The following is a 24,925-nucleotide window of genomic DNA, read 5'->3' on the forward strand; positions in this document are numbered from 1 at the left end:
CCTGACGGAGGCCAGTCCGCCAGCGATCGTCGAGCTCGCCGGCCCGGCGCGCTCAGTCCTGAGGTGGCACCTGTCCCGGTCCCCCGCGCGGCGTGGGAGGAGACGCTCGCAGGAGCAGCACCTGGCGCGGCCTACGCTGCGCTGCTATGCAAGATGTATGACGGTATCAACGCCGGTCAGGTCCGCTTCTCGGGCGAAGGCGCGGCGCGGCGCGGCGCGGCCACCGCACGCTCGACGAAACGGTGCGGGGCTGGTCAATTGCGGAGTTGCCAAGCTATGCTGGAGGAAAGGACAAGTCTTTGGGGCGCTCAGGTCGATTGCTAACCCCAAAAACAAGGGCTGGTTGGTATCAGGTAGCCCCCATCGATCCGGAAACCGCCCTCGCGGTCTTTCTCGAAGAGATAAGGTCCGTCCAGATCGGTGAAGCTTGCCCATTGCGCGAGCAAGGCGGCGGGCGCGATTGCCAGCGACGAACTGAGCATGCAACCGACCATCAGGCCAAGCCCCGCTTCGCGTGCCAGCTGGGCCATAACGAGCGCCTCGGTCAGGCCGCCGGTCTTGTCGAGCTTTAGGTTCACATAATCATAGCGGCCGACCAGGCCGGCGATATCGGCGGCGGCGTGTGCGGCTTCGTCGGCGCAGATCGGCACCTTTCGGGCAAGGCCGCTCAATGCCTCGCTCGATCCGGCCAGAATGGGCTGTTCGAGCAAATCGACCCGGACCGCAGCAAGCGCGTCCTGCAAGGCGATCAGCTGCTCGACCGACCAGCTTTCATTGGGATCGACGATCAAGCGTGGTGTTGGTGCGGCAGCGCGGACAGCGTCGATCCGCGCCATCGGATCGTCGCCATCGACCTTGATCTTGAGCAGCGGGACGGCGGCGAGCGACCGCGCCTCGGTCGCCATCGCCTCGGGCGTGTCGATGCTGATCGTGATGCCAGTGACGATCGACGCCATAGGGGCCAGACCAGCCAGGCTGGCGACCGTGGTATTGCCGAGCCGCGCTTCGAGATCCCACAGCGCGCAGTCGATCGCGTTGCGCGCCGCGCCCGCCGGCAGAAGAGCGCGCAGCGCCTGCCGATCGCCGCCGCGCTCGATCATCGCGCGGCACCCATCGATCGCCGCCATCGTCGAGGCAATGCTTTCACCATAGCGCGGATAGGGCGTGCATTCGCCCCGCCCCGCCACGCCGTCTTGTTCGATCGTAACGGTAACGACTTCGGCTTGCGATCGGCTACCGCGCGAAATGCGGAACGGCCGGGTCATGGCGAAAATGTCATGCGTGATGCTCAGCCGCCGCGTCATCGATCGCCTCCGCAGCGTGCCGCATGATCGGCCAGGATCGACGCCATCGCCAGCGTGACGCCCTTGCCCATCGCGATGTGCAGGAATTCGTTGGGCCCGTGCGCATTGGACTGCGGTCCGAGCACGCCGGCGATAACGAACTGCGCCTGCGGAAAGCTCTCGCCGAGCATGCCCATGAAGGGGATGCTTCCCCCCTGGCCGATCATCGCCGCTGGCTTGCCGAAGGCCGCCATCGACGCGCGATCGACCGCTGCGGTTAGCCATGGCACCATCGCGGGCGCGTTCCAGCCCGCAGCGCCGCTGAGCGGCGTAAACGTAACCCGCGCGCCATAAGGCGGGTCGGCCTCCAGTGTGGACTTCATCGCTGCCGTCGCTGCCGTGGCATCCACCGTTGGCGGCAGTCGCATTGAAAGCTTCACTGCCGTTGACGGCCGCAGCACGTTGCCGCCCGATGCGATCGCGGGAAGCCCCTCCACGCCGGTGACCGATAGAGTGGCGCGCCAGGTGCGGTTCAGCAGCTGTTCCGCCGGATCGTCGGCGACGGGGCGCAACCCCTCAACCGCTGGAAAAGCCTCAAACACCGCTGTGCCCAAAGTCGCCGCCGTGAACTGCGCCTGGGCCACACGATCGGCCGGGATTTCGGCCCGGAGCGCCGGCACAACGATTTCGCCGGTCACCGCGTCTTCGATCCGCGACAGCAGGTGGCGGAGAATTCGAAAGGTGCTCGGCACGATGCCCGATGCTTCCCCGGAATGCACACCTTCTTCCAGCACATCGACACGCAGCGCACCCGTCGCGACGCCCCGCAGCGAGGTCGTCAGCCACAATTGGTCATAGGTCGCACAGCCCGAATCGAGGCAGATCACCAGGGAAGGCGTGCCGATCTGGTCCCCGAGATACTCGAAATAAGCGGGCAGATCGCAGCTCGCGCTTTCCTCGGACGCCTCGATCAGGATGACAGCGCGTGCGCGGGGTAAGTTCTGATCCGCCACCGCGAGCAGTGCTGCGATCGACGCGAACATCGCGTAGCCATCATCCGCACCACCGCGACCATAAAGCCTGCCGTCGCGCAGCACGGGCGTCCACGGGCCAAGGTCATCCGCCCAGCCGGTCATTTCGGGTTGCTTGTCGAGATGACCGTAGAGCAGAACGGTATCGTCGATCTCACCCGGTATCTCGATCAGAATGACGGGGGTGCGCCCTGGCAGCCGCACCACATCAAGCGTGGCGCCCGTCAGCGTGGCGATCTTGGCCTGCGCCCAGGCAGCAAATTGCGCAACAGCCTCGTCCATGTAACCATGCGCTGCCCAGTCTGGATCGAACAGCGGCGATTTGTTGGGAATGCGAATGTAGCGCACCAACTCGTCGATGATTTCCGCGTCCCAAATCCCGTTGATCAACGCACGGGCACGATCAGCGTCCAACGCCCTGCTCTTGACGTCAACACTCATGCAACAGGCACCATGTCGAACGCCGCCAGCAGCCGGTCAATGATGGCATCGGCGCCGAAGCGGTGCGGATCGGTACAGGGCAGGCCGTTTTCGGCCCCGGTTGTCTCGCACAGTCGCCGTGCCTCGTCCTCGTTGATCTTCGACGTGTTGAGCGCGATGCCGACCATCGTCACGTCGGGATTGGTGAGCGCCGCAACGCGCAGATTTTCGGCAATGCACCGTCCCACGTCCGGCAGCGGATAATGCGGCAAGCCGCGCAGATGCGGGCGCGACGGATCGTGACACAGCACAAGCGCGTCCGGCTGCGCGCCGTGCAGCAGCCCGGTCGAGACCCCCGCAAAAGAGGGATGGAACAACGATCCCTGGCCTTCGATCAAGTCCCAACCGCCATCGGTGCGCGCCGGCGACAGCATTTCGATTGCCCCGGCGATGAAATCGGCGACGACAGCATCGACCGGAACGCCGTCGCCCGCAATGAGGATTCCGGTTTGCCCAGTTGCGCGGAAATCGGCGTTAACACCGCGCTCGCGAAGCGCGGTGGTGAGCGCGAGCGTGGTGAACATCTTGCCGGTCGAACAATCGGTGCCGACGGTCAGCAGCCGTTTACCCTCGCGACGTTTACCGTTGCCTACGGGCAGGTCGGCTGGCGGATCGCGGACGTCGAACAGCGAGACGCCCGAAGCCGCTGCTGCCGCTGCCAGCGTGGGCTGGTCGCGCAGCCGGTGATGGAGCCCTGCCGCGACGTTCATGCCAGCCGAGATCGCAGCCGCTGCATCGGCGATCAATGCCTCATTCAGTCGGCCGCCAGCCGCCGCGATTCCGAGCACTAGTGTCTTCGCCCCTGCGGCTGCCGCCTCGGCGATCGTCATGCGCGGCAGATCAAGCGTCAGCGGACAATCGTCATGCCGGAATTCGGCGATGCAATCCTCGCGGCGAAACACCGCCAGCCCGCGTGAGGTCTTGATGTCAGCCGGATCCTGAAAATGGCCGAGATAGAGGAGATAGGGGGCAGGAATCATGGCAGCGTATCCGTCGTGCAAAGGGCTTTGTTCCGGATCGTCACCTTACGTCCCCCGCACTGATTGCGACACACGCCCCTTGATCCGATTAATATAACCAAAGGCTATGATTGATTGACCAGCGCCGCGACGATGTTGAGAAAATTCTCCATCTGGCTTGTCGGTGGACGGCTTTCGAGCCAGATCGCGAACACGTCGAATGACATGGCAGGCTTGATCGGCGTGAAGCTCAGCCCCGGTGCGGCCATCGCCTCAGCCGTGAAGTTATCGATCAGCGCCGACCGCACCCCCGCGCGCACCAGCGCAGCCGCGATATAAAAGGTGCGCGACGAAACCGATTCGTCGAAGCCGATGTCGAGGCGTGCCATCTCACGGGCGATCAAATCGCCGATCGGGCCGCTCTGCACCACGCTGACGATCTGCTCGCCCGCCAGTTCGGCCAGCGCGATGCGGTGCCCGGTCGCAAGGGTGTCACCGCCTCGCCGAAGCAGGCCGAGTTCACCCTCGCCCAGCCAACGCGTGGCGAGCGGGAACCCGGCCGGCGGCTCGAAAGCGATCACCACATCGGTTGACTGGTCGAACAATGCGCCCGCTAGATCGCCATGATGGACGGTATCGAGATCAAATGACGTGGTCGGATGATCCGCCAGATACTGCGCCACGGCGGCCGGCAGGAGCCCCAGCCCGAGCGACGGCAACGCCGAGACCCGCAGCGTGCCGCCATGCCCACGCCTGATATTGCGCCCGGTCTGCTTGAGTGCTGCCACCCGCGCCTGGATGTCGGCGACTTCGCCGAACATCGCCTTGGCATCCTCGGTCGGAATCAAGCGACGATGGCGGCGATCGAACAGCGGAAAGCCGAGCTTGTCCTCGGCGTGGCGCAAGGTCTTGGTCACCGAGGGCTGCGAAATGCCGAGCGCGCGCGCCGCCGCGCTGACCGAGCCGTTGAGGTAGACGGCGTGAAAAATCTCGATCTGCCGCAGGTTCATTGCCGCCATCCGTCGCCAAATAGAGGTATAGCTTGATGCTATATCACTCTGCGCGGGTCAAATCGGCGTTAGATGGCTAACTCAGCTCTGGTGGATTGCCTTGGTGACCATGAAGGCGTGCATCCCCTCCGGCCCATCTTCTGATCCATGCCCTGAATCCTTCACCCCGCCGAACGGCGCATCGACATGGCTCAGCCCCATGCCGTTGATGCCGACCATACCCGCCTCGATCGCATCGCCAAGCAGATTGGCGCGGCGGCCATTTTCGGTGAAGCAATAAGCGGCGAGGCCAAATGGCAAGCGATTGGCTTGCTCCACCGCTTCATCCAGCTTGGCGAAGGGGCGGATCAGCGCCAGCGGCCCGAACGGCTCTTCGTTCATCGCCCGCGCCTCGATCGGCACGTCCGCCAGCACGGTCGGCTGGAAGAAGAAGCCGTCGCCGCCCCTTGTGCGGTCGCCACGCTCGCCGCCCGCCGCGACGCGTGCGCCAGCCGCCCGTGCATCAGCGACCAGCGCTTCGATCGCATCGGGCCGGCGCGGGTTGGCGAGCGGCCCCATCGTCGTCGTCGTCGCCAGCCCGCTGCCCACCGTCACCGCGTCGGCGCGCGCCGCAAAGGCCGCGACGAAACGCTCGTAAATGCCCTCCTGGACGTAAAAACGCGTCGGCGACACGCAGACTTGCCCAGCGTTACGGAACTTGAATGCGCTCAGCATCGCGACGGTCTTGTCGAAATCGCAATCGTCGAACACCAGCACCGGGCTGTGGCCGCCTAGCTCCATCGTCGTGCGCTTCATGCCGTCGGCTGCCAGCTTCATCAGGTGCTTGCCGACCGGCACCGAGCCGGTGAAGCTGATCTTGCGGATGACCGACGAGGCGATCAGGTGGCGCGAGACCATGTCGGGCACGCCGAATACCACCGACACGACTTCTGGCGGCAGTCCAGCATCAAGGAAACAGCGCACGACTTCCAACGCGGAACCGGGTGCCTCCTCGGGCGGCTTGACGATCATCGAGCAACCGGCGGCAAGGGCGGGCGCGAGTTTGCGCGCGGGGTTGAGAATCGGGAAATTCCACGGGCAGAATGCGACTGACGGGCCAACCGGCTCGCGCACCACGACCGAGCGTGCGCCGGGGGCGCGTGGGAGGACTCGGCCATAATTGCGCCTGGCTTCGGCGGCGTAGAAATCAACGAGCGCGGCGGCATAGCCGACCTCGCCCTTCGCCTCGGCCAGCGGCTTGCCCTGTTCGATCGTGGCGATCGTCGCGATAAGGTCAGCGCGCTCACGGAGCAGTCGCGCGGTCCCGGCCAGCACCGCACCGCGTTCATCGGCAGATTTGGCGCGCCATAGGCGATAGCCCTGAGCCGCCTTGTCGAGAGCGCGGTCGAGATCGTCCGCTGTCGCCAGCGGCAGCGCGCCGATCGTCCGGCCGGTCGCCGGATCTACCACGGTATGCGTTGCGCGGTCGCCCGCGCCGATCCATTCGCCGTCGATCACCAATGCCAGTTGGTCGGTATAGCCCGTGGTCATTATCGCCTCGCATGATCGTCGATGGGACCGTGTGTTAGCCGCGAACAGCGCGAAGCCAAAGGCCGAACCCGTGTGCGCCACCGTGCCGCAATAGCATTGCACCTGCGGTCATATGGTCGCGAGCCGACGCGCGTTATCTGATCGCAGGTTGCCGGACCTCACGGGTCGGGCGGAGGATGACATGGACGAGACCAACCCCGAAGGAAGCTCCGCCGCCCCGCGCGGTATCGATCCGATATCGATCTTGGCCCTGCTGTGCCTTGCTGTGATCCTGCTGAGCATGATCGGCGCTGCGGCGGGCTGGTCGGCGATTAATCTGGGCACCGGCGAGCGCGTTACCGTCACCAGTATGTTCGCGGCCGAGAATATCCGCCATCTGCTCGCTGAGATGCCCAGCACGTTTTTCGGGTTCGAGCCGCTCGGCATGGTGGTCCTGATTATGCTGGGCGCGGGGTTTGCAGAGAAAGTCGGGCTGATCGGGGCCGCGTTGCGGGCGGCATTGAAAAATGTGCCGGTGGTCGCATTGACGCCTGCGATCGTGGTCATTGGCATCCTCGCCCATATCGGCACCGACGCTGCCTATTTCGTGGTTATCCCGTTCGCCGGTTATGCCTTCGCAGCGGCGGGGCGGCATCCGCTGACGGGAATTTGCGCCGCGTTTGCCGGGGTCGGCGGGGGGTATGGCGCGAACCTGCTCGTCACGCCGACCGATGCAGCCGTGTACGGCATTACGGAGGCGGCCGCGCGGGTGATCGATCCAGGCAGCACGATCGACATCCTGGCAAATTATTTCCTGCTCGCGAGCTTTGCGGTGCTGGTGACGATCATCGTCACGCTGGTCACTGATCTGTACCTCGAAAAGCGCATCGAGCGGCGCTTTCCGCGGCCCGCGACGATAGATGCCGAAGCAATCGAAGCGCATCGCGGGCTTGGCATCAGCCTGGGCGTCACCTTGCTGATCATCGCGATCGGCGCGGCACTCGGGCTGGCACCGGGTGCGCCACTGCGGATGCCTGACGGCGATTTGCGGCCCTTCTACAAATCGTTCATCGCCATCGTCTTTTTGGCGATGCTCGGCGGCGGGCTGGCCTTCGGCTTTCTCAACGGTCGGTTGCGGCGCGACAGCGATGTCTATGCGCTGATGCAACAGGCACTGGCCGAAACCGCGCCCTTTCTGCTGCTGATATTCTTCGCTGCGCATTTCGGCGCGTTCCTCGGGTGGACACATCTGGCCGAAGTCGGCGCGGCCAAGGCGGCGGCGGGGCTGCGCGACGTCCAGCTGACGGGTGTGCCGCTGATCCTCGCCTTTTCGGCGCTGACTGCCCTGCTCAACCTCATCCTGCCCTCGACCAGCGCCAAATGGGCGATCATGGCGCCGACCGCCGTGCCGATGATGATGGGACTGGGTATCTCACCTGAAATGACGGCGGCTGCCTATCGCATCGGGGCCAGCGCGTCAGAATTACTGACGCCGACCGCGATGACGCCGATCGTCTTCGTCTTTGCGCAGCGTTATGCGCGGGATTTGGGCTTTGGCCGTTTCCTCGGGCTGATGGTGCCTTATGCTGCCGCCATTTTCGTGGGTGGCTTGGCGCTGCTGTTCGCCTGGGCCAGCCTCGACTTACCATTAGGGCCGAGTGGCGCGCATGCCTCGCTGGCGGTTGCTGCGCGCTGAAGCTCAGGCGGCAAGGATCGCGGCGAGCGTCGCGGGGTCGAGATTGCCGCCGCTGACGATTGCCACCGCGCGCGCCGGATCGACACCGCTTGCCAGCGCGGCCATCATCGCGGTCGCCCCCGAGGGTTCGGCAACCAGCCGCGCATCGCGCGCCAGCCGGGCGATGCCGACACGCATCGCATCATCCTCCACCGTCATCACGCGATCGACATGGGCGCGGATCGCGGGCCAGTTCGCCGCACCCAGTTGATTGGCGCGCATGCCGTCGGCAATCGTGCGCCCCGATTGCGCGTCGGGAATCGGCACGCGCTCGCCGCTCGCAAAGCTGGCGGTGACATGGCCGCACAGCGCCGGTTCGACCGCGACGACCTGCACATCGGGTCGTAGCGACTTGATCGCGGTCGCGAGCCCCGCCGCCAATCCGCCGCCCGATGCCTGGACGAACACCGCATCGATGGCCGTGCAATCCTCGGCAATCTCGAGCCCCACTGTCCCCGCCCCCACGACGATCGCCGGATCGTCATACGGCTCGATCGGCGCGAGGCCGCGATCCTGTGCGATCTGCGCAGCCACGTTCGCGCGTTCGGTGAAGGCTGATCCAACGATGACGAGGTCCGGCCCCCATTGGCGCGTATTGGCCAGCTTCAGTGCGGGTGCGTTGTCGGGCATGACAATCGTCGCCCGCACGCCGAGGACATGCGCGGCATAGGCGACCGCCTGGGCATGATTGCCGCTGCTGTGTGCGACGACGCCGCGTGCGCGCTGCTCCGCGCTCAGCGACAGGATTGCGTTGAAAGCCCCGCGCAATTTGAACGCGCCGGTATGTTGCAAGTTTTCCGCCTTCAGCCGCAGCCCGCCGGGTGTCAGCCGTACGACCGGGGTGCGCACGACATGCGGTCTGATACGGTCGGCGGCGGCGCAGATCGCGGCGAGATCGATCATCGCGCGTCGAGAATGGCTTGGGCGACGTAAAGATCCTGCAGCGCCGTGCCGGAACTGTCGAAGATCGTAATTGCCTCGGCGCTTGTCCTTCCCGGTGACACGCCCCGGACGACATCGCCGATCGCGGTTAAGCTGAGGTTTCCTGCCGCAACCTGCATGGCGACATGCTGAAACTCGCCAATTGCAAGCGATTGTGCGGGCAAATCACAGAACAATACCGCACGCTCGATCAGCGCCACAGGCAGTTCGTGCTTGCCACGCTGGTCCGACCCCATGCTGGCGATGTGCGTGCCCGGACCAACCCACTCGGCCTCGATCACCGGTGCCGTTGCAGTGGTCACCGTGACGATGATGTCGGCAGCGCGGCAGGCGGTTTGCGCATCCGTCGCCATCACCGTTTCGGCGCAACCCAGCAGCGCGGTCGCCAACGCCGCAGCGCGTTCGGCCGATCGACTGGCGATCAACACCCGCGCGATCGGGCGGACGGCGCACAGCGCGCGCACCTCATGTTCGGCCTGATGGCCGGCACCGATCACGGCAAGCGTGTGGCAGTCAGCGCGGGCCAGAAAGGACGCGACGACGGCATCAGCTGCGGCGGTGCGCGGACCGTTGAGGCGACTCGCCTCGACGATCGCGCGCAGGCGACCGGTTTCTGCGTCGAGCAAGAAGATCGAGGAGCCATGCCGCGCCAACCCATGCGTCTCGGCCCCCGGCCAATAGGAACCAACCTTAAGGCCGACGAGGCGCTCATCCCCGGCCGCCCCGGACTTAATCGAGAAGCTCTGCCCCTGCATCAGACCCGCGCCGATGACCACCGGATTGAGCGAGCCGGAGCCATCGGCCAGCGCCGCCAGCGCGCGCTCGACCGCTCGGTAAGCAAGCTGCGGTGTCAGCAGCCGGCTCGCTTCTTCCTCGTTCACGACGACGAGCGAGGGAGGGGCGCTGTGTTCCATCCACAATCAGCTAGGATTGTGCCACAACGCTGTCCATTGCCGCCCCGCCCGATGCAGCCGATCAATAGCCTTATGTCCGCCCGGAATATCGCTTCGGCGACGCACGCGGCTAGCATCGCGAGGAACAAAGAGGATGGTCGCATGAAATTTGACTGGTTCTTGGCGATGACCATGACGATCGCCGCTGCACTGACCAGCAGCACGGCGTGCGGCCAATCGACCACCGCGACTCTATCCCGCCCCTATCAGATCGCCTTCAACGTGGCGGTGCCGATGCGCGACGGGGCCACGCTGAACGCGACGATCATCCGGCCTGCGCGGCAAGAGGGCAAACTGCCGGTCGTGCTGATCATGACGCCTTACGGTGCGGATCGTTACCACCCCGTCGCCGCCTATTTCGCGCAGCACGGCTATGTCGGTGCGATCGTCGAGGTTCGTGGCCGGGGTGATTCGCAAGGAACCTTCAAACCCTATGTCAACGATGGCGATGACGGGTACGACGCGGTCGAATGGCTCGCGCGTCAGCCCTTCGCCGATGGCCGTGTGGTCATGCGCGGTGCCTCTTATACCGGCCTCGTCCAGTGGCAGGTCGCCGCCCGCGCGCCGCCTGCCCTCAAGACGATCGTTCCCGCCGCGCCCTCCTATTACGGAGTCGATTCGCCCAGTTATCATGGCATCGGCAACCCCTATCGCACGCGCTGGTCGGCACTCGTCGCGGGGACGCAGCGCAACACCAATTTCAATGAGGACATACCCTATTGGCGCGGCTTGTTCGCCGAGCTCGGGCGCGGCGAGATCGCCTTTCGCGACCTCTGGAGGGCGGCGGGCTTTGCCAGGGAATTATGGCCCGAGGCAGCTGATCATCCGGTGCTCGACGCTTATTGGAAGGCCATCAACCCGACCCCGCAACAGCTCGCCGCCTTGAGGATCCCTGTGCTGAGCATCACCGGCGCCTATGACGGCGCGCAGGCCGGAACGCTCGAGCATTGGGGCGCCTTCACCACCGCCAACCCGACGATGGCGGCGCAGAGTCGGTTGCTGATCGGTCCATGGAGCCATGGCGGCGTCACCACTCCGCAGCGCTCGCTGGGCGGTTTGGAATTCGGGGATGAGGCCGCCCTCGACATGCTTGCGTTACACCTGGCCTGGTACAATCATGTGCTGAATGGTTCGCCAATGCCGCCGCAGCTGCTCGGCCCGCTGACACACTATTTGATCGGCGATCATCGCTGGGCAGGGTCTCCCTCGCTCGCGCCAGTGACTCCGCGAAACTATTGGCTGGCCTCGCCCGACAGCGATGGCGGCGCGATCACCCGTGCCGGTCAGCTCGCCGCCAAGCCGGGCCAAGGGATCGATACATTTCGCTATGATCCGCGTGCCACCGCCGTCGCATGGCACCCGTATTTCGGTGATGAGCTGGGTTCCGACCATCTGGTTAAGGATGATTTCATCGCGCGGATCGACGGCAACGGCTTGATCTACGAAACGAGCGCATTCGGGCGCGGAGCCGAGATCATCGGTATGCCGGCGCTCGTTCTCAAAGCACGCTACGACGTACGCGATACCGACCTGACCGCCGTGTTGTACGACGTCGCGAGTGACGGCACGACTTCGCTGCTGAGCTGGGATGCGCTGCGGCTGCGCTATCGGGAAGGGCTGGAACGCGCCAAGCTGCTCACGCCGGGTAAGATCGAAACCGCTAAACTGCAGCTCGGCTGGGTCAGCTGGCGCGTGGCGCCCGGTCATCGGCTGCGGCTGGTCGTTACCTCGCCGGGGGTCAGCTTTCTTTGGCAGCGCAACCGCAACTCGGGCGGCGATGTCGCGGCCGAAACGGTCGCTGACAGCCGCGTCGCAACCATCGCGGTGCAGCTAGGCCCAAACGGCAGCTACCTCGCGCTGCCCGTGCGCGACCTGCCGTGAAGCGCCGCCTCGTCGCGCTCCTGCTCGCCGCCGCGTTCACCACCGCCAGCGCCCCCGCCGCCCGGTATGACATCCTGATCCAAGGTGGCACGATCATCGACGGCAGTGGTGGCGCGCCCTTTCACGGAGATGTCGGCATTGTCGGGCAGCGGATCGCCTATGTCGGGCCGCACGCGGCCGGAACTGGCGCGCGCGTGATCGACGCAAGCGGACAGGCCGTGACGCCGGGGTTCATCAATATGCTGAGCCAGGCCGACGAAGCATTGCTGGTCGATGGCCGTGCGCTGTCCGATCTGGCGCAGGGCGTCACGCTCGAGGTAATGGGCGAAGGCACATCGATGGGGCCACTCAGCCCGGCGATGCGGGCGCGGATAGCCACCGATCAGGGCGATTTGCCGTTCAAGGTCAGCTGGACGACGCTCGATGGCTTCCTGCGAACGCTGGAGCGGCGCGGCGTGTCCGTCAACATCGCGTCATCGGTCGGCGCAGGCGCAATCCGCGAGAACGTGCTTGGTCGCGACAATGTCCGTGCAACGCCCAGTCAACTCAAGCACATGCGCCGGCTCGTCGCGCAGGCGATGGCGGACGGCGCGATCGGGCTTTCCTCCGCCTTGATCTATACCCCCGACACCTTCGCTGACAGCGCTGAGCTGACCACGCTCGCTACCGAAGCGGGAAGGTGCGGGGGCGGTTATTGGAGCCATATCCGCTCAGAGGGAGACCGTATCGTCGAGGCGGTCGACGACATGATCACACTGGCCGGGGCGACTGGCGCCTCCGCCGAAATTTTTCACCTGAAAGTCGTCGGCAGGGCCAACTGGCCGAAGTTCGACAGCGTGATCGCCCGGATCGATGCGGCGCGCGCAAGGGGCGTGAAAATCAGCGCCAATGCCTATGTCTATGATGCCAGTTCGACCGGGCTCGACCCGAGCATGCCTGCCTGGGTGCAGGAAGGCAGCATTGATGATTGGATCGCGCGGTTAAAAGCACCAGACACCCGCGCCCGCGCGCTTGCCGATATGCGACGCGATCCGCCCGTATTCGAAAGCCGGTTGCGCCAGGCTGGGGCCGAGGGCGTGCTGCTCACGGGCTTCAAGACCGATGCGCTCAAGCCGCTGATCGGTCGGCGACTGGCCGATGTCGCGCGCGAACGGGGGACGAGTCCTGAGGAACTGGCGATGGACCTGGTGATCGCCGATCACAGCCGGGTCAGCGTCGTCTATTTCGCCATGTCGGAAGCCAATGTCCGCAAGACGGTCGCCACGCCCTGGGTCACGTTCGCGTCGGACGGGTCGGCGCAGGCGCCTGAGGGCGCGTTCCTGAAATCGAGCACGCATCCCCGCACCTATGGTAATTTCGCGCGGCTGCTGGGGCGCTATGTTCGTGACGAACGGCTTATCCCGCTGGAACAGGCGGTGCACCGGCTGACGATGCTCCCGGCTCAACGGCTCGGGCTGCACGATCGCGGGCAGCTGAAGATCGGCCACTTCGCGGATGTCGCGATCTTCGATCCCACCCAGATCGGCGACCGCGCGACCTTTGAGCAACCGCAGCAACTCGCAACTGGCATGAACTACGTGATCGTCAATGGCCGGGTGGCGTTCGATCACGGCACCGCCACCGCGGTGCGGGCGGGGCAGGTCATCCGCGGGCGGGGATGGCGCGGGTGGAAGGACGGCGGCTGCCGCGCCTCAGCGCGCGCCTGGTCGTGGTGACATCGCCGTTGCAAATTCGACCAGCAATCGGCTCCACGCTTCATTACTGATGAACGCCTTGCCCTGTTTTGCGCCCGGCGGCGTGCGCGTTCGCACCACCAGCACGGCGCTCGGTGTCGGTCAGTTCATCGCCAAGGCCGAACCGCCCAAGCGGATCGCCGGTCGACAGCGCTCGCTCTTCGACGGCGATGCCAATCAGCGCCCCCAATATCGGCTTGCGGATCGACGCCGTCAGCATCGGTTCGGCGATGGCACTGCGGGCAATGGCGACACGCCCCTCGATCATCACCAACACCGCATCGGCGCCTTCGGCCCCGGCTTGATCGGCGAAGTGGTCGATCGCCGTGCGCCGTCGGTCACGCGGTGAGTGGGGAGATCCACGCAGCGCGCCAGCGACGGCGGCGCAGCAGCGCAAAGCCCGCCAACCGTCAAGACAAGCGCGACGGCTGGCGGCAGCTTCACGACATCAGAACCGTGTTTCCACTCGCATGAACACCCTGCGACCGATTACATCAAAGGTGGTAGGGTCGGTATTGTTGCCGCTCGGCGTCGAATAGATCGGCGGCTGCACATCGGCCAGATTTTCGACTCCGAAACGCAGCGTGAAGCTTTTGTCCACGCGGAAGCCGAGGTTCAAATCGACGTAATCGATTGCCGGCGTACCGAGGCTGTTGATCGTTGGCGACAGCGCCTTCGCCTGGGTGATCATGGCGCTGATGTGGCGCCAGCGCGTGCCGATGTCGAATTGCCCAAATGTCAGCTGCGCGCCGAGCGTGCTCTTCCATGTTGGGAAGGCCGATGAACCCACCGCCCCGATCGAACCGCGCAGGTTGGAGAAGGGAGCGCCCGCCAGCGATTGCTGATCCACGGTCACTAGGCGCGATACGCCGAAGTTCAAATCAAGGCGAGTATTCTGCCCACCGATAACTGAGTCGAGTGGGATGGCCCAATCAATCTGCGCGTCAACACCCGCGATGCGGAGGGCACCGATATTGGTAAAGGTGACCAACGCATTGGTGATTCCGCCATTCGTGTTGCGGGAGAAATTGCCGCAGAACTGGTTTGTCGGGCTGTAGTTTGGGTTCAGCCCAAGCAGATTAAAGCAGCGCGTGACCGAATCGTTCAGGCCGAGTTGCGCGATCGCACCGCTAACTTCTATTCTCCAATAGTCGGCCGACAGCGACAGATTGCGGAACAGGGAGCCGCCGAATTCGGGCCGGATAACAGCACCTACAGTGTAAGAATCGGCCTTTTCAGGCTGCAGGTTGAGGCTCCCGGTCCGCGTTCCCGTCGCGGCAGTCGGCCCGACGAAGGTATCGATGATCGCCGCCGGAATGCCCTGGGCCAAGCATAGGGTGCGCACGTTGGCGGGCGTCACGCCCGCGACGTTGCCGGCCCGGAAGGCCGAATTGAAAGAGCAGGGATCCTGCACGATGCTCTCGTTCGACGGTGTTAAAGGCAGGAACAGCTCGGTTGGGCTGGGTGCACGAACCGCCCGCTGAAAGGACCCCCGAAAACGCACCTGCTTGATCGGCGCATAGACCAGTTCTGCTTTGTAAGTATTGGTATTGGCCGACGCTGAATAATCCGAATAACGATAGCCCAAAGTGACATCGAGTATTTCAGCAAACGGCCTATCGCCCAGCAACGGCAGATAAAGCTCGCCGAAGATTTCCTTTACATTGAAGTTAGACGCGATGCTGGAGTTGGTGCGCAGCCCGCCAAGGACATTGCCCGCATTCACCTGCGGATCGCCGATGATGGAGAAACTGTTGCGCCGATACAGCGCACCAACAGACACCTTTGCCGCCCCGCCCGGCAGGGTGAAGAGCGATCCAGTGACGTTGCCTTCCACCACTTCCTGATCGGAAATGGTTCGCGTGGTAGGATTGTAATTGAGGAAATTGACGCATTGCTGCGAAATAGAGCCGATCCCGAAAATGCTGAACCCACCGCACAGCGCCCGACCACCGTCAGCGGCGGTCAAGAGGGCGTTTAGGCGCGACACCAGCAAGGCACCACCGGCCACCTCGGTACGATCGAGCCGCCCGCGGCTGTAATAGATGTCGTAGTTCCAGCTCGGCGCAAAGCTGCCGCGCAGGCCGATCAAGCCTTCATACTGGTCGCCCTTATAGTCTGCGCTGCGCGGGCCGAGCTCCGCAAGATTGCGAACCACCGAAACAGTGGCGTTGGGCGAAGGGCGCGAAGCAAGAATACCGGATAGGCCGGGGAAGAGCGAACTGACCAACGCGGCCGGCAGCGCCGTGGCTGGAAGGTTGACCGGGTTAATCTGACGGCGCACTTCGGACCGCATGAAGCTGAACCGCGAATACACCGTCACATCGGGCACGATCTCCCAGTCGCCGAGGAAGCCCGCAATGTATCGCTGTGCGGGCAATTGAAGATAATTCTGCTCGAAATTGTTGAGGACATAAGGATTGCGGTTGGCGCCGACCGACCGATTGTTGGTCGTTGGATTATTGGCGAACAGGGTGCCATCGGTGTTGAAGCCGAGCGCCGAGGTGCGCGGCACCGTGCCCGGCGCGACGCCGAAACGGGCGAAATATGTGTTGACTGCAGCCTGGCTAGGCAGGTTCGCTGCAGCTGGCGAAATTGCGCCATCTGGCAGGTTGTTGTTGATGAATGGCGAGATGACGGGCGCACCGGCGGCGTTGAACGTCACCACCGATTCTTGGGCCGTATTGGGTCGGCTTGTCGCGAGCGCGAATTGCCGATCGCTGTAGCCGCCATAGGCAACGAAGCCGCCGTTGCCGGTCTTACTGCGCCATCCGTAAACGGCGTCTATCCCATATTGACCGGCATCGCCGCGCGTCGAGACGCCAGCGGTACCTGAGAGCTTTAGCCCTTCGAAACGATCGTCCAGTTTGAAGTTGACGACGCCGGCGATGGCGTCGGAGCCATAAACGGCGGATGCGCCGCCGGTAATGATTTCGACCGATTTGATCAGGGTCTGCGGAATAAGGCTGATATCGACAGAATTGCCACCCTCGCCTGGAACCGCGCGACGCCCGTCTAGCAGCACGAGCGTGCGGTTCGCGCCCAGATAGTGGAGGTTGATCGCGGCGATACCGTTGTTGCCGGCGTTATTTGATCCCTGACCAAACGCCGAGCCGACCTGCGGCAGGGACTGCAAATACGTGTCAGGCGTCAGACCAGACTGGCGGTTGAACTGCTCCTGCGTAACGGTAACGATTGGGCTGGCAGAATCATAATCGCGGCGAGCGATACGCGATCCCGTAACAACGATTTCGCCATCTTCCGCCCGCGCATCCGCATCAGCCGGCGCTGGCGTGTCGACGGGTTTCGATTGCGCCCAAGCCGGCGCCGCCGTGCACATCAGCGCGACCATACCTACCGTCGCCATCATGCCGCGCCTTGTGGATCGAATGAAGCCTGCATCGTTCATCATCATTTCCCCCTAAGCAGATGCGACACATTTTGGTCGCGATATCGCCATCAAGGATGACGTAAGTTGGGAGAAGCGCATTATTTGCGACGATTTGCGACTTGTGCGGCACGACGCGGAAGTTGCAATTATATTGCGTTGTTGCCTGAGCGCACCGCCAAAAAATAACTACTGATACAGGGTGCCGGTAACAATCAGGCGAAAGGATTGTCGACTCGCGGCCAAAGCGGCCCACATTTCGTCAGCGGCACCAGACGCACATCGGGTGGCGCGCATCCCGGTGCTGCCGCATAGACGGTCGCGCGTACCATCGACCCGAACCCAGCGTTGAAATGCTGCGCGGACTTGACGACGATGACCTGCTTGTCCTCGACCGAACAGCCGAGCCCCGTGAAGATGTCCGGCGCGAGGACTTGCTGCCGCTGGGTGATGACGATCACGTCGATCAATCCGATCCGCAGCCAAGCGCAGGGCCCGAGATCCTGCACGCCGCCGCTAAGCCCCGTCTGGCGGTGGTTGCTGGATTCACCCATCACTGTCGCGATCACGTCGAGTGGCGCGCCGGACATCGGCCCGCATTTCCCGCCCAACCGGATCGGTATGGTCGCGCCCACCCCGGCATCGCGCGCAAATCCTACCGCGATCGGATCCCACAATCCGGCCAGCGCAGCGCTCGGCAACCCTCGCGCAAGCATGCGCTCAAGGATGAAGGTACTGTCCGACGGCGCGCCGGAACCGGAATTGTCCGCGCCGTCGGCAATGACCACCGGCCCCGGCTGGCCTAGGGCGGCATCGAGCGCGGCATCGATATCCAGATAGCGGGTGCTGACGCTCTCGCGCATGTCCCACAATGCCTGCGCCAGCGCGTTTGCCCGAGCCTGCGCCGCCGCCTCGTTGCCGTCGCTATAGACCAGCGCCTTCGCACCGATATCGGCGACATCGCCGAACGGGAAGCCGTGGATCAGCGACGCTGACAGCACCGCGCCTTGGCGCTCTATCGCGTATAGCCGGTCGACATACCCGCGCATCGGCTGCTGCGTCGGACGCATCTTCACCAGCATGCGCGCATCGGCCACCGCCGCGGCCGGCCTGATCTCGCGCCGCTGCATGCGCATCGCCAGATGATACAGATCGATCGCTCGATCAGCGATGTCGGTATGCGGATATTCCTTGTACGCAACGAGCATGTCAGCGCTCGACACCATGCGATGTGAGAGATGCGCGTGGAGGTCGAGTTCGGCGAGGATGGGCACCTCCGAGCCAACGATCGCGCGAGCCCGGGCGAGCAGATCACCTTCGCAATCGTCCTCGCCTTCTGCAACCATCGCGCCGTGCAGATTGAATAGAACGAGATCGGCGCGCGCATCGGCCAAGTCCGCCAGAATACGATCGCGCACCGTCTCATGCGCCACCCGCGTCACCGGCCCGGCGGGCATGGCGAAGGCGCACAGGCTTTCGGCGATCTCGTGCCCATCCGCCTCGGCCAAACGCCGCCATTCAATCAGCGGAATATTGCCCCACACCGGCGGGCGGCAGCTGCCGTCACCGTCCCAATATTCGTATTCGGCAAAGGCGTTCATCCCCGTCGGGATCGGCGAGAAGCTGTTGGTCTCCGTGCCCATCGTGGCAATGAAGATGCGCACTCCTTTGCCGCTCAGTTCGAAGGCTTGGCGGGCAGATCGACACGCGAAAGCTTCGCCCCGCCGCGAAACACCTGCCATGTCGCACCGCCAGCCGTGCCCGCAAAACGCGTGCCGTCGGCACCCGCCAGCGATAGGCGGATCGACGACCCCTTGGCGAAGACGTGGCTGAGCGGTAGCATACCAAAATCGATAGCGAGCCGCTTCCCGCTGACATCGCCAAGCGAATCAGCGCGCAGATGCGAATGGCCCGGCGTCAACGTGCGGTAGGGTTTCTTGCCCGGCTTCGAATGCGACAGCCGAAGCAAACCTTCGCTGACATAGTAAACAGCGCCGTCGGGCCGCACTTCTTCCAGATAGGCGATCACGTTCCCGTCGGGCGCGCTCGATGTCATCGTCAGGTGGACGATCGGCTGCCCGGTAACTTCCATCGCGTGGTCAAGGGAGGGCGTTGTGTATGTCAGCAGTTTGGCAGCCTGATCGCGGCGATCGGGATAGTTGACCGGCCCCCTCAAGGCCGTGTCCCAGCGCGAGGTGCTGCCTGTTTGCGGGTCGGCACGCACGGCATAGCTGTCAGTCCCCGCTGTACGTTCGCAGTTTCGATCGAGCAGGCCATTCGCCGCAAAACACCAGCGTGCCATCGCCAACCCGGCAGGCGGCCAGCTTTGCGTCGCGCGCCATTGATTGACGCCAGAGGTAAAGTAACGGATGCGCGCGTCGCGATCGAAGCCTGTATCAATATCCTTCAGCTTGGCATCGAAAAAGCGCAGCAATTCCTCGTCGATCCAAAAAGCCGGTCGCGTCCGCTCGACGATGCCGGGTGCGTAATAATAATTCCCACCGTGATTCCAGGAACCAATCAGCAACCGCTGGTTCGGATTCGAGCTATTCAGGATGCGATTGATGCCCCCCTGGCCATAGCCGATATCGTACCATGATTCGATCACATAGGTAGGCACGTTGCCACGATCGATCGCGGCGCGCTGGGTATAGGTGCTGCGATCACCGATCACTATTCCGCCCGGTCCGGAATCGTCACGAAACATCAATGTTGTCTGCGCATCGGCAGAGTTGATGTTGGCCGAATGATCGGCAATCGCCTGCGTCCGCAGGGCGGCACCTTCGATCCCAGCGACTGTGCAGGGTACGCCGCCACCGGCAAGATCGGGGATGCGTCCGGCGTCCAAAGTTCGGTTGCCGAGCCCCCATGCCTGAATGAACCGCTCGTTGCGAACGCCGCCTGGCAGGTTGATCTCCTCGTAGAAATCGGTTCCGGCAAATTGGGGCGCTATTGCCTTTACCGCCGGATGATGATTGACGAGCAGCAGTTCTGCCGTGGTGCCGACATAGGAAACGCCGGTCGCGCCAATTTTACCGTCAGACCATGATTGCGCAACGATCCAGTTGGCAATGTCGCCGCCGTCCTTGACTTCGACGGCACCGAACTCGGTATTGCGCGAGCCGAATGACGCCCCCGTCCCGCGGACATCGACAATCACATAGGCATAACCGCGTTGGGCAAACCATTCGGCGCGGTTGCTGCGCGAACACACGCCGTCCTTTTCAGTAGAGCGGTAGTAGCGGGTTTGCTCGAGGATCGCTGGCAATCGCCGTGTTGGATCGAGTCCCTTGGGAAGATAAACGTCCACCGCGATCCGCACACCGTCGCGCATGGATACATAATAGGATCGCCGCTCCACCGTCTGCCATTCGGCATCGCGCGGCTTGTATTTTCCGGTCCACCACGCGCTGTCATCGACCACGGGCAGGCGCGGCGATCGTTCCGACGGTCGCTGCGCAACCGCAGACGTTGCCAGACCCATGAACAATACGAGCGCCATCGCGGCGGGCGATCCAATTCTCATCGTTCAATTTCCTTTGGCAGGCAGACGCGCGGCGAGCGTCAGTTGCAAGAATTTTTGCCACTCCGCCGCGCTTTTGAAAATCGACGCGCCCTTCTGGTCGGGCGTTGTGTCGGCGCGCACCAGGATGACGGTGTCGAGCGCCGGGATCACCGTCATCTCCTGCCCACCGCTGCCCGATGCGGTGAAACTGCCCGGCGGAATGGCGGGCGCGATTCCCGACGGATCGGGTGTGGTAATCCACCAGAGGTAACCATAAGCGCCGTGCACCGGCACGCCAGCTTCGGTCATCGACAGCGGCTGGGTGGTTTCGGCGACCCATGCTTCAGGCACGACCTGCTGGCCTGCCCACCGACCCTTTTGCAGGTAAAGCATGCCGAAGCGCATCAGATCACGCGGTGACAGTGCCATGTGATAGGCCGGAAAGCGTGGCGCGCCTTGATTGTACGAATACCAGGTGTTTTCGTAAGCGTCGAAGTCCTGCATGCAGATTGGTTCGGCGATCCGACGTTGAAACGCGATGAAATCGCCCTTTGCGGTTGCCCGCTCATAAAGATTGCCAAGGACGTTGAAATCCCAGTTGTTGTAAAACCAGAAGCTGCCCGGCGCATGGCTGCCACGCGCGGGCCGGTTGGCACGCATCGCTGCCGTCTCGGCCGCAGTCGGCAGATACACGCCTGACCGTGCCATCAGCAGATCGCGCACCGTGGCGGATCGTTCCGCATCGGAGAGCGGACTATCCTCGTTGATGCCGAATTTGGCGATCGGATCGGTCCGCGCCAACTTGCCCTCGGCAATGGCCTGGCCGATCAGCGCGCTCATGATGCTTTTGCGGACTGAGGCGATCAGCATCGGCTTTGCAAGCGCGCCATCGGCGATCACCACCTTGCCGCCGGTCACCACCATGAATGCCGCCGCGCCGCCTTTTCGAGCTTCGTCGCGGGCGCGTTGCAGACCTGCGGCGTTCCAACCGAGCGTGGCAGCGTTCCGGGCTATGGGAAGGTCGCCACAAGAGTGCGCCGGTTTGGCCGCTATCGACGGCACCGCAATGGTTACAAGAAGCAGCGCGAGCAATGCTCTGAACAAGTCGGCCTCCCATCAGGCTTGCCAGCTTATGCGCTGTGGGGCGGGGGGCAACCGCTGCCCGATGCATCGGGCGGACGGAATTGTCCTGCCGCCGCGCCGCACAACCGCGACCAGGGGCTCAGCGACGCAAGCGCGCGTCGCTGGGCAGCTGACCATAGAAACGCTGATAGGCGTGGGTAAAGTTCGCCGGATATTCGAATCCAACGCCGTACGCGATCTCGGCGATGCTGCGGTCGCTGGTCAGCAGCAGTTCGGCGGCAGTTTCCATCCGGCATTGGCGGACGAATTCATAGGCGGTCAAGCCGAACACCAGCTTGAACGCCGATTTGAGTTTGGTCTGGTTGAGTCCCACCAGCCGCGCCAGTCGCTCGATGGAGGGCGGCGCGACAAAGGCATCGGACAGGATATCGCGCGCTTCATAGATCCGGCTAATGTCACGCATCGTCAGCTTGATGCCATCGGGGATGACAAAATCCGGCACGCTCAACTGCTTCAGCACCGCAAGCACAATCTCATGGCTGCGCGCGGCGATATAGGCACGCCGCAACGCGCGCGGATAATGCGCAGGCGTGCGGATGATATCGTTAGCAGCGCGCAGCACCTCCGCACCGAGCCGCACATTGGCGCCGACCGGATTGTCGGGCCCATCACCGAACAACCGGGACAGCGGATCGGGGATCGAAGCGACGCCCAGCCCGAGCTCTTCGGTCAGCAAGGCATGATCGCAGTGCAAAACGACCAGCCGCAGCCGCTGCCCCCCGACCGCCGTATACCCATCGCCCGCCGCGCCGGGATACGCGGCAAGGTACGCGCCGGCACCGTCGATCAGTGTTGATCCGTCGCGTTTCAGCAGCGTCCCAGAAATCAGAATGCGCACCTTGAACAATCGGTCCCCCGGCACGACGATCCAGGTGTCGCGATCATAGACCGCATCGACCAGCGACAAGATCAGATGCTCTGATACCTTAACATAGTCCCAATGGCCTTTTCCCTCGCGGACCGGGCTACGCACGCCGATCAACCCATCGCTGCCGCTCGCTGCCATGGCCGCTTCACGATCGCGCAGCTGGGCGCGCAATACGTCGTAGGATTCGCCGACAAGCGCACGGTCGGCGGCAGGCAATTCGGTACCCGCGCTGTCGAAGTTATGACTGGGTGCCGGCTGGGTCATCATTCCTCGTTGGCGACGGGGCAGCACGCCCGATCGATGTTGAGGCAATCTGTCATGAAAACGGGTCGCTGTTCAAGCTGGCTCCCTAAACAGGCCAGCATGCGGCCGCAACACGGGCAAAATTTCCGCCCTTCACCTTGATGATATCACTGCGGCCATATCCCTTGGCCGATAGCAACAGATCGATCGCGGACTGCGCCTCGATCGGCACGCTGGTGTCCTGGATAACGGTATGCCCGTGGTCGCCGAGCGTGGCATCGGGGAAATAGCGGGCCGCCAACCCAGGATCGCTCGCTACCGGAACGCCTTCGGGAGGATAGCAATGATCCCAGCCGAGGCCGACATGATCGACCCCGACGAGTTGCGCAACATGATCGATATGGGAGACCATATCGACGATGCTCGCCCGCGCACGCCCCAGAAACGGGGCATAGCCGCAAATGCCGATAACGCCGCCGGTCGCGGCGCAGGCCTTGATCTGATCATCGGTTACGTTGCGCGCGGTTTCGTGCAGCGCGGCGGCGTTGGCGTGGCTGAACACGACGGGGCGTTCGGAGGCCGCCATCACGTCGAAACTGCACAGCCGCCCGGTATGGCTGCAATCGACGACAATCCCGGCTCGGTTCATCGCACGAACGATATCGTGCCCGGCCGAAGTGAGGCGCATCGGCACATCATGGCACCCCCCGGCGACTCGGTTGTTGAGATTATACGCCAAATGCATTTGCCGAACGCCAAGATCGGCGAACAATTGCACCATTTCGGGGCGTTCGAAGAGGCAGTCCGCACCTTCCAGGTCGAAGGCGATTGCTAGTGCGCCCCGCGCTTTGGCCTGCGCGATCTCGGCCATCGTGCCGACCAGCCCATAGCGATCCGGCGCACGTGCAATGCAAGCCCGGAACCAAGCAATCGCGCGCATGATCGCGGGCAAGCCTGTCGGGTCCATACCGACATTTACAGAGACGAAATCGAACCCGGCCCGGCGATGCTGACCAATATTGTCAAACGTGATCCCTGCCTCCACCGGCAGGCAGGCATGCGCGTCCCAGACGATCTCGCCGATCACGGTCGTCACGACAGCACAAGCACCAGTTCGACCTCCCCCAGCGCCGGGTGGTGCAGCGCGATACCGCGCGCACCCTGGCTGAACGAGAAGCCAGCCGCCCGAGCGTCATGATGATCTGGCACGCGCGCAACATTGATCGCCAGGATCGGACGGTCGCCGATCAGCGGCATCGGCCCGGTCGCGCCCGGCTCGGCGACCTCGGCAAGCGCGTGTCGCGGCAGGATCGGCAATGCCCTCATCGTCACACCTGATATTGTGGTTGCGCCATTCGGATGCGCCGGTCGATCGGGCAGCCAGACGACCTCTGGCGTAAGGTGCGCACAGAAGAAGCCATAGCCCGCAAACCCGAGTGGAGCGCTGAGATGCAGCGTCCGGAATTGCGCGCTTAGTCTGCCCGCAGGCGTCTCCACGGGCCGCTCGAAATCCATCGGCGCGATCGCATCGATGCCCTGACGCGCGAGTCGGGCCGCCGTCTCATCGGCATCTGGCGTAGCCAAGGACAGTCCCAACAGGCCACCGCCTGCCGCAATGTAGTCCTGCTGATATTGGTTGACGGTGCCTGGCGCCGCAATCGAAAGCAGTTCGATATAGCTGTCGTCGAACATGATCGTGTGGTTGGCGGTGCCAAAGATCGGATGCCCGCCGCGCGGCAGCACGGTGAAGCCGAGCGCTGCCATCGCGTCGCGCGCCGCATCAAGATCGGCGACCAGAATCACGACGTGGTCGATGATCCGACCGGCGGAGGGCGCTACGCTCATCCTGCCTTGCTCGAATAACAGCCACGCCCGGTCGCCACCAGCCGGTGCTCGGAATCGAACACATCGATATCGACCACCGCGACCGTCTTGCCCGTGCGGCGGCTTTCGGCGACTGCGGTCAGTGCCGCGCCAGTCGCCGGACGCAGGAAATCAACGCGAAAATTGATCGTCGGCACGCCGTGGCCCAGCGCTGCCATCAACAACATGTCGCCCGCCACATCGATCAGCGTGGCAATCGCGCCGCCATGATATTGGCCGGTATCGGGCAACCGCTCGCTCAAGCGACCGATCGGCATGCGCATCGTCAGCGACGCCTCATCGACCGCAATCACTTCGAGCCCAAGCTCGCGGTGCAACACCGTGGTCGCCAGTTCGCGGGCAAGATCATCAATCGACATCGGCATGGCAGATCTCCTG

The 24,925-nt window shown here is 63.8% G+C and carries 19 protein-coding genes; 4 read left to right on the forward strand and 15 right to left on the reverse strand.

What is annotated here, in order from left to right:
• Window positions 1-320 precede the first annotated feature (320 nt).
• The 5 genes from dgcA to B7Y43_RS07175 all read right to left on the reverse strand — a co-directional run bounded on the left by dgcA (window position 321) and on the right by B7Y43_RS07175 (window position 6,293).
• A complete protein-coding gene (gene dgcA, locus B7Y43_RS07155) occupies window positions 321-1,304 on the reverse strand; it encodes an N-acetyl-D-Glu racemase DgcA (RefSeq protein ID WP_374130944.1) in 984 nt (327 codons plus the stop codon).
• Window positions 1,301-2,755: a M20/M25/M40 family metallo-hydrolase gene (locus B7Y43_RS07160; RefSeq protein ID WP_374130945.1), complete on the reverse strand. Its 1,455-nt coding sequence runs from the start codon at window positions 2,753-2,755 to the stop codon at window positions 1,301-1,303. Before B7Y43_RS07160 ends, dgcA begins: the two co-directional genes overlap by 4 nt.
• Window positions 2,752-3,774 (reverse strand): DUF1611 domain-containing protein, encoded by a 1,023-nt coding sequence (dgcN, locus tag B7Y43_RS07165; protein WP_374130946.1) that lies wholly within the window; start codon window positions 3,772-3,774, stop codon window positions 2,752-2,754. Before dgcN ends, B7Y43_RS07160 begins: the two co-directional genes overlap by 4 nt.
• A 104-nt stretch (window positions 3,775-3,878) precedes the next feature.
• Window positions 3,879-4,763, reverse strand: coding sequence for a LysR family transcriptional regulator (locus B7Y43_RS07170; protein ID WP_374130947.1), 885 nt, complete (start codon window positions 4,761-4,763; stop codon window positions 3,879-3,881).
• Between the two features lie 81 nt (window positions 4,764-4,844).
• Window positions 4,845-6,293 carry an NAD-dependent succinate-semialdehyde dehydrogenase gene (locus tag B7Y43_RS07175; RefSeq protein ID WP_374130948.1) on the reverse strand — a complete coding sequence of 483 codons (1,449 nt, stop codon included), beginning with the start codon at window positions 6,291-6,293 and terminating at the stop codon, window positions 4,845-4,847.
• A gap of 181 nt (window positions 6,294-6,474) precedes the next feature.
• Between B7Y43_RS07175 and B7Y43_RS07180 the strand changes: the two genes are divergently transcribed.
• On the forward strand, window positions 6,475-7,968 hold the full coding sequence (locus tag B7Y43_RS07180; protein ID WP_374130949.1) for an AbgT family transporter: 1,494 nt from the start codon (window positions 6,475-6,477) through the stop codon (window positions 7,966-7,968).
• 3 nt (window positions 7,969-7,971) lie between these two features.
• Here B7Y43_RS07180 and B7Y43_RS07185 read toward each other — a convergent pair whose 3' ends face one another.
• Both B7Y43_RS07185 and B7Y43_RS07190 read right to left on the reverse strand, forming a co-directional pair.
• Window positions 7,972-8,910 carry a threonine/serine dehydratase gene (locus tag B7Y43_RS07185; protein ID WP_374130950.1) on the reverse strand — a complete coding sequence of 313 codons (939 nt, stop codon included), beginning with the start codon at window positions 8,908-8,910 and terminating at the stop codon, window positions 7,972-7,974.
• On the reverse strand, window positions 8,907-9,863 hold the full coding sequence (locus tag B7Y43_RS07190; protein ID WP_374130951.1) for an ornithine cyclodeaminase family protein: 957 nt from the start codon (window positions 9,861-9,863) through the stop codon (window positions 8,907-8,909). Before B7Y43_RS07190 ends, B7Y43_RS07185 begins: the two co-directional genes overlap by 4 nt.
• A gap of 141 nt (window positions 9,864-10,004) precedes the next feature.
• Here B7Y43_RS07190 and B7Y43_RS07195 point away from each other — a divergent pair, with 141 nt between their 5' ends.
• From B7Y43_RS07195 to B7Y43_RS07205, 3 genes are read left to right on the forward strand one after another with little or no spacing between them, the layout of a single operon-like run.
• Entirely contained in the window at window positions 10,005-11,783 is a 1,779-nt protein-coding gene (locus B7Y43_RS07195; protein ID WP_374130952.1) for a CocE/NonD family hydrolase, read from the forward strand.
• Window positions 11,780-13,498, forward strand: coding sequence for an amidohydrolase family protein (locus B7Y43_RS07200; RefSeq protein WP_374130953.1), 1,719 nt, complete (start codon window positions 11,780-11,782; stop codon window positions 13,496-13,498). The genes B7Y43_RS07195 and B7Y43_RS07200 overlap by 4 nt, the downstream gene beginning before the upstream one ends.
• Before the next feature lie 49 nt (window positions 13,499-13,547).
• Entirely contained in the window at window positions 13,548-13,865 is a 318-nt protein-coding gene (locus B7Y43_RS07205) for a hypothetical protein (protein ID WP_374130954.1), read from the forward strand.
• Between the two features lie 99 nt (window positions 13,866-13,964).
• On the opposite strand, the gene B7Y43_RS07210 is transcribed toward B7Y43_RS07205, so the two are convergent.
• From B7Y43_RS07210 to B7Y43_RS07245, 8 genes are all read right to left on the reverse strand, one after another.
• Window positions 13,965-16,886 (reverse strand): TonB-dependent receptor plug domain-containing protein, encoded by a 2,922-nt coding sequence (locus B7Y43_RS07210; RefSeq protein ID WP_374130955.1) that lies wholly within the window; start codon window positions 16,884-16,886, stop codon window positions 13,965-13,967.
• A gap of 233 nt (window positions 16,887-17,119) precedes the next feature.
• Complete coding sequence (locus B7Y43_RS07215) at window positions 17,120-18,568, reverse strand: M81 family metallopeptidase (protein WP_374130956.1); 1,449 nt, start codon at window positions 18,566-18,568, stop codon at window positions 17,120-17,122.
• Between the two features lie 11 nt (window positions 18,569-18,579).
• The gene (locus B7Y43_RS07220) at window positions 18,580-20,430 is read right to left on the reverse strand and encodes a CocE/NonD family hydrolase (protein WP_374130957.1); all 1,851 of its coding nucleotides are present in this window, start codon (window positions 20,428-20,430) and stop codon (window positions 18,580-18,582) included.
• Between the two features lie 3 nt (window positions 20,431-20,433).
• Entirely contained in the window at window positions 20,434-21,471 is a 1,038-nt protein-coding gene (locus tag B7Y43_RS07225) for a serine hydrolase domain-containing protein (protein ID WP_374131090.1), read from the reverse strand.
• Window positions 21,472-21,631: 160 nt separating this feature from the next.
• A complete protein-coding gene (locus tag B7Y43_RS07230) occupies window positions 21,632-22,684 on the reverse strand; it encodes a helix-turn-helix transcriptional regulator (RefSeq protein WP_374130958.1) in 1,053 nt (350 codons plus the stop codon).
• Between the two features lie 85 nt (window positions 22,685-22,769).
• Window positions 22,770-23,759, reverse strand: coding sequence for a dipeptidase (locus tag B7Y43_RS07235; protein ID WP_374130959.1), 990 nt, complete (start codon window positions 23,757-23,759; stop codon window positions 22,770-22,772).
• A complete protein-coding gene (locus B7Y43_RS07240; protein WP_374130960.1) occupies window positions 23,756-24,508 on the reverse strand; it encodes a VOC family protein in 753 nt (250 codons plus the stop codon). The genes B7Y43_RS07235 and B7Y43_RS07240 overlap by 4 nt, the downstream gene beginning before the upstream one ends.
• Window positions 24,505-24,912: a PaaI family thioesterase gene (locus B7Y43_RS07245; protein WP_374130961.1), complete on the reverse strand. Its 408-nt coding sequence runs from the start codon at window positions 24,910-24,912 to the stop codon at window positions 24,505-24,507. The genes B7Y43_RS07240 and B7Y43_RS07245 overlap by 4 nt, the downstream gene beginning before the upstream one ends.
• Window positions 24,913-24,925 lie beyond the last annotated feature (13 nt).

This window comes from Sphingomonas sp. 28-62-20, from assembly GCF_002281505.1.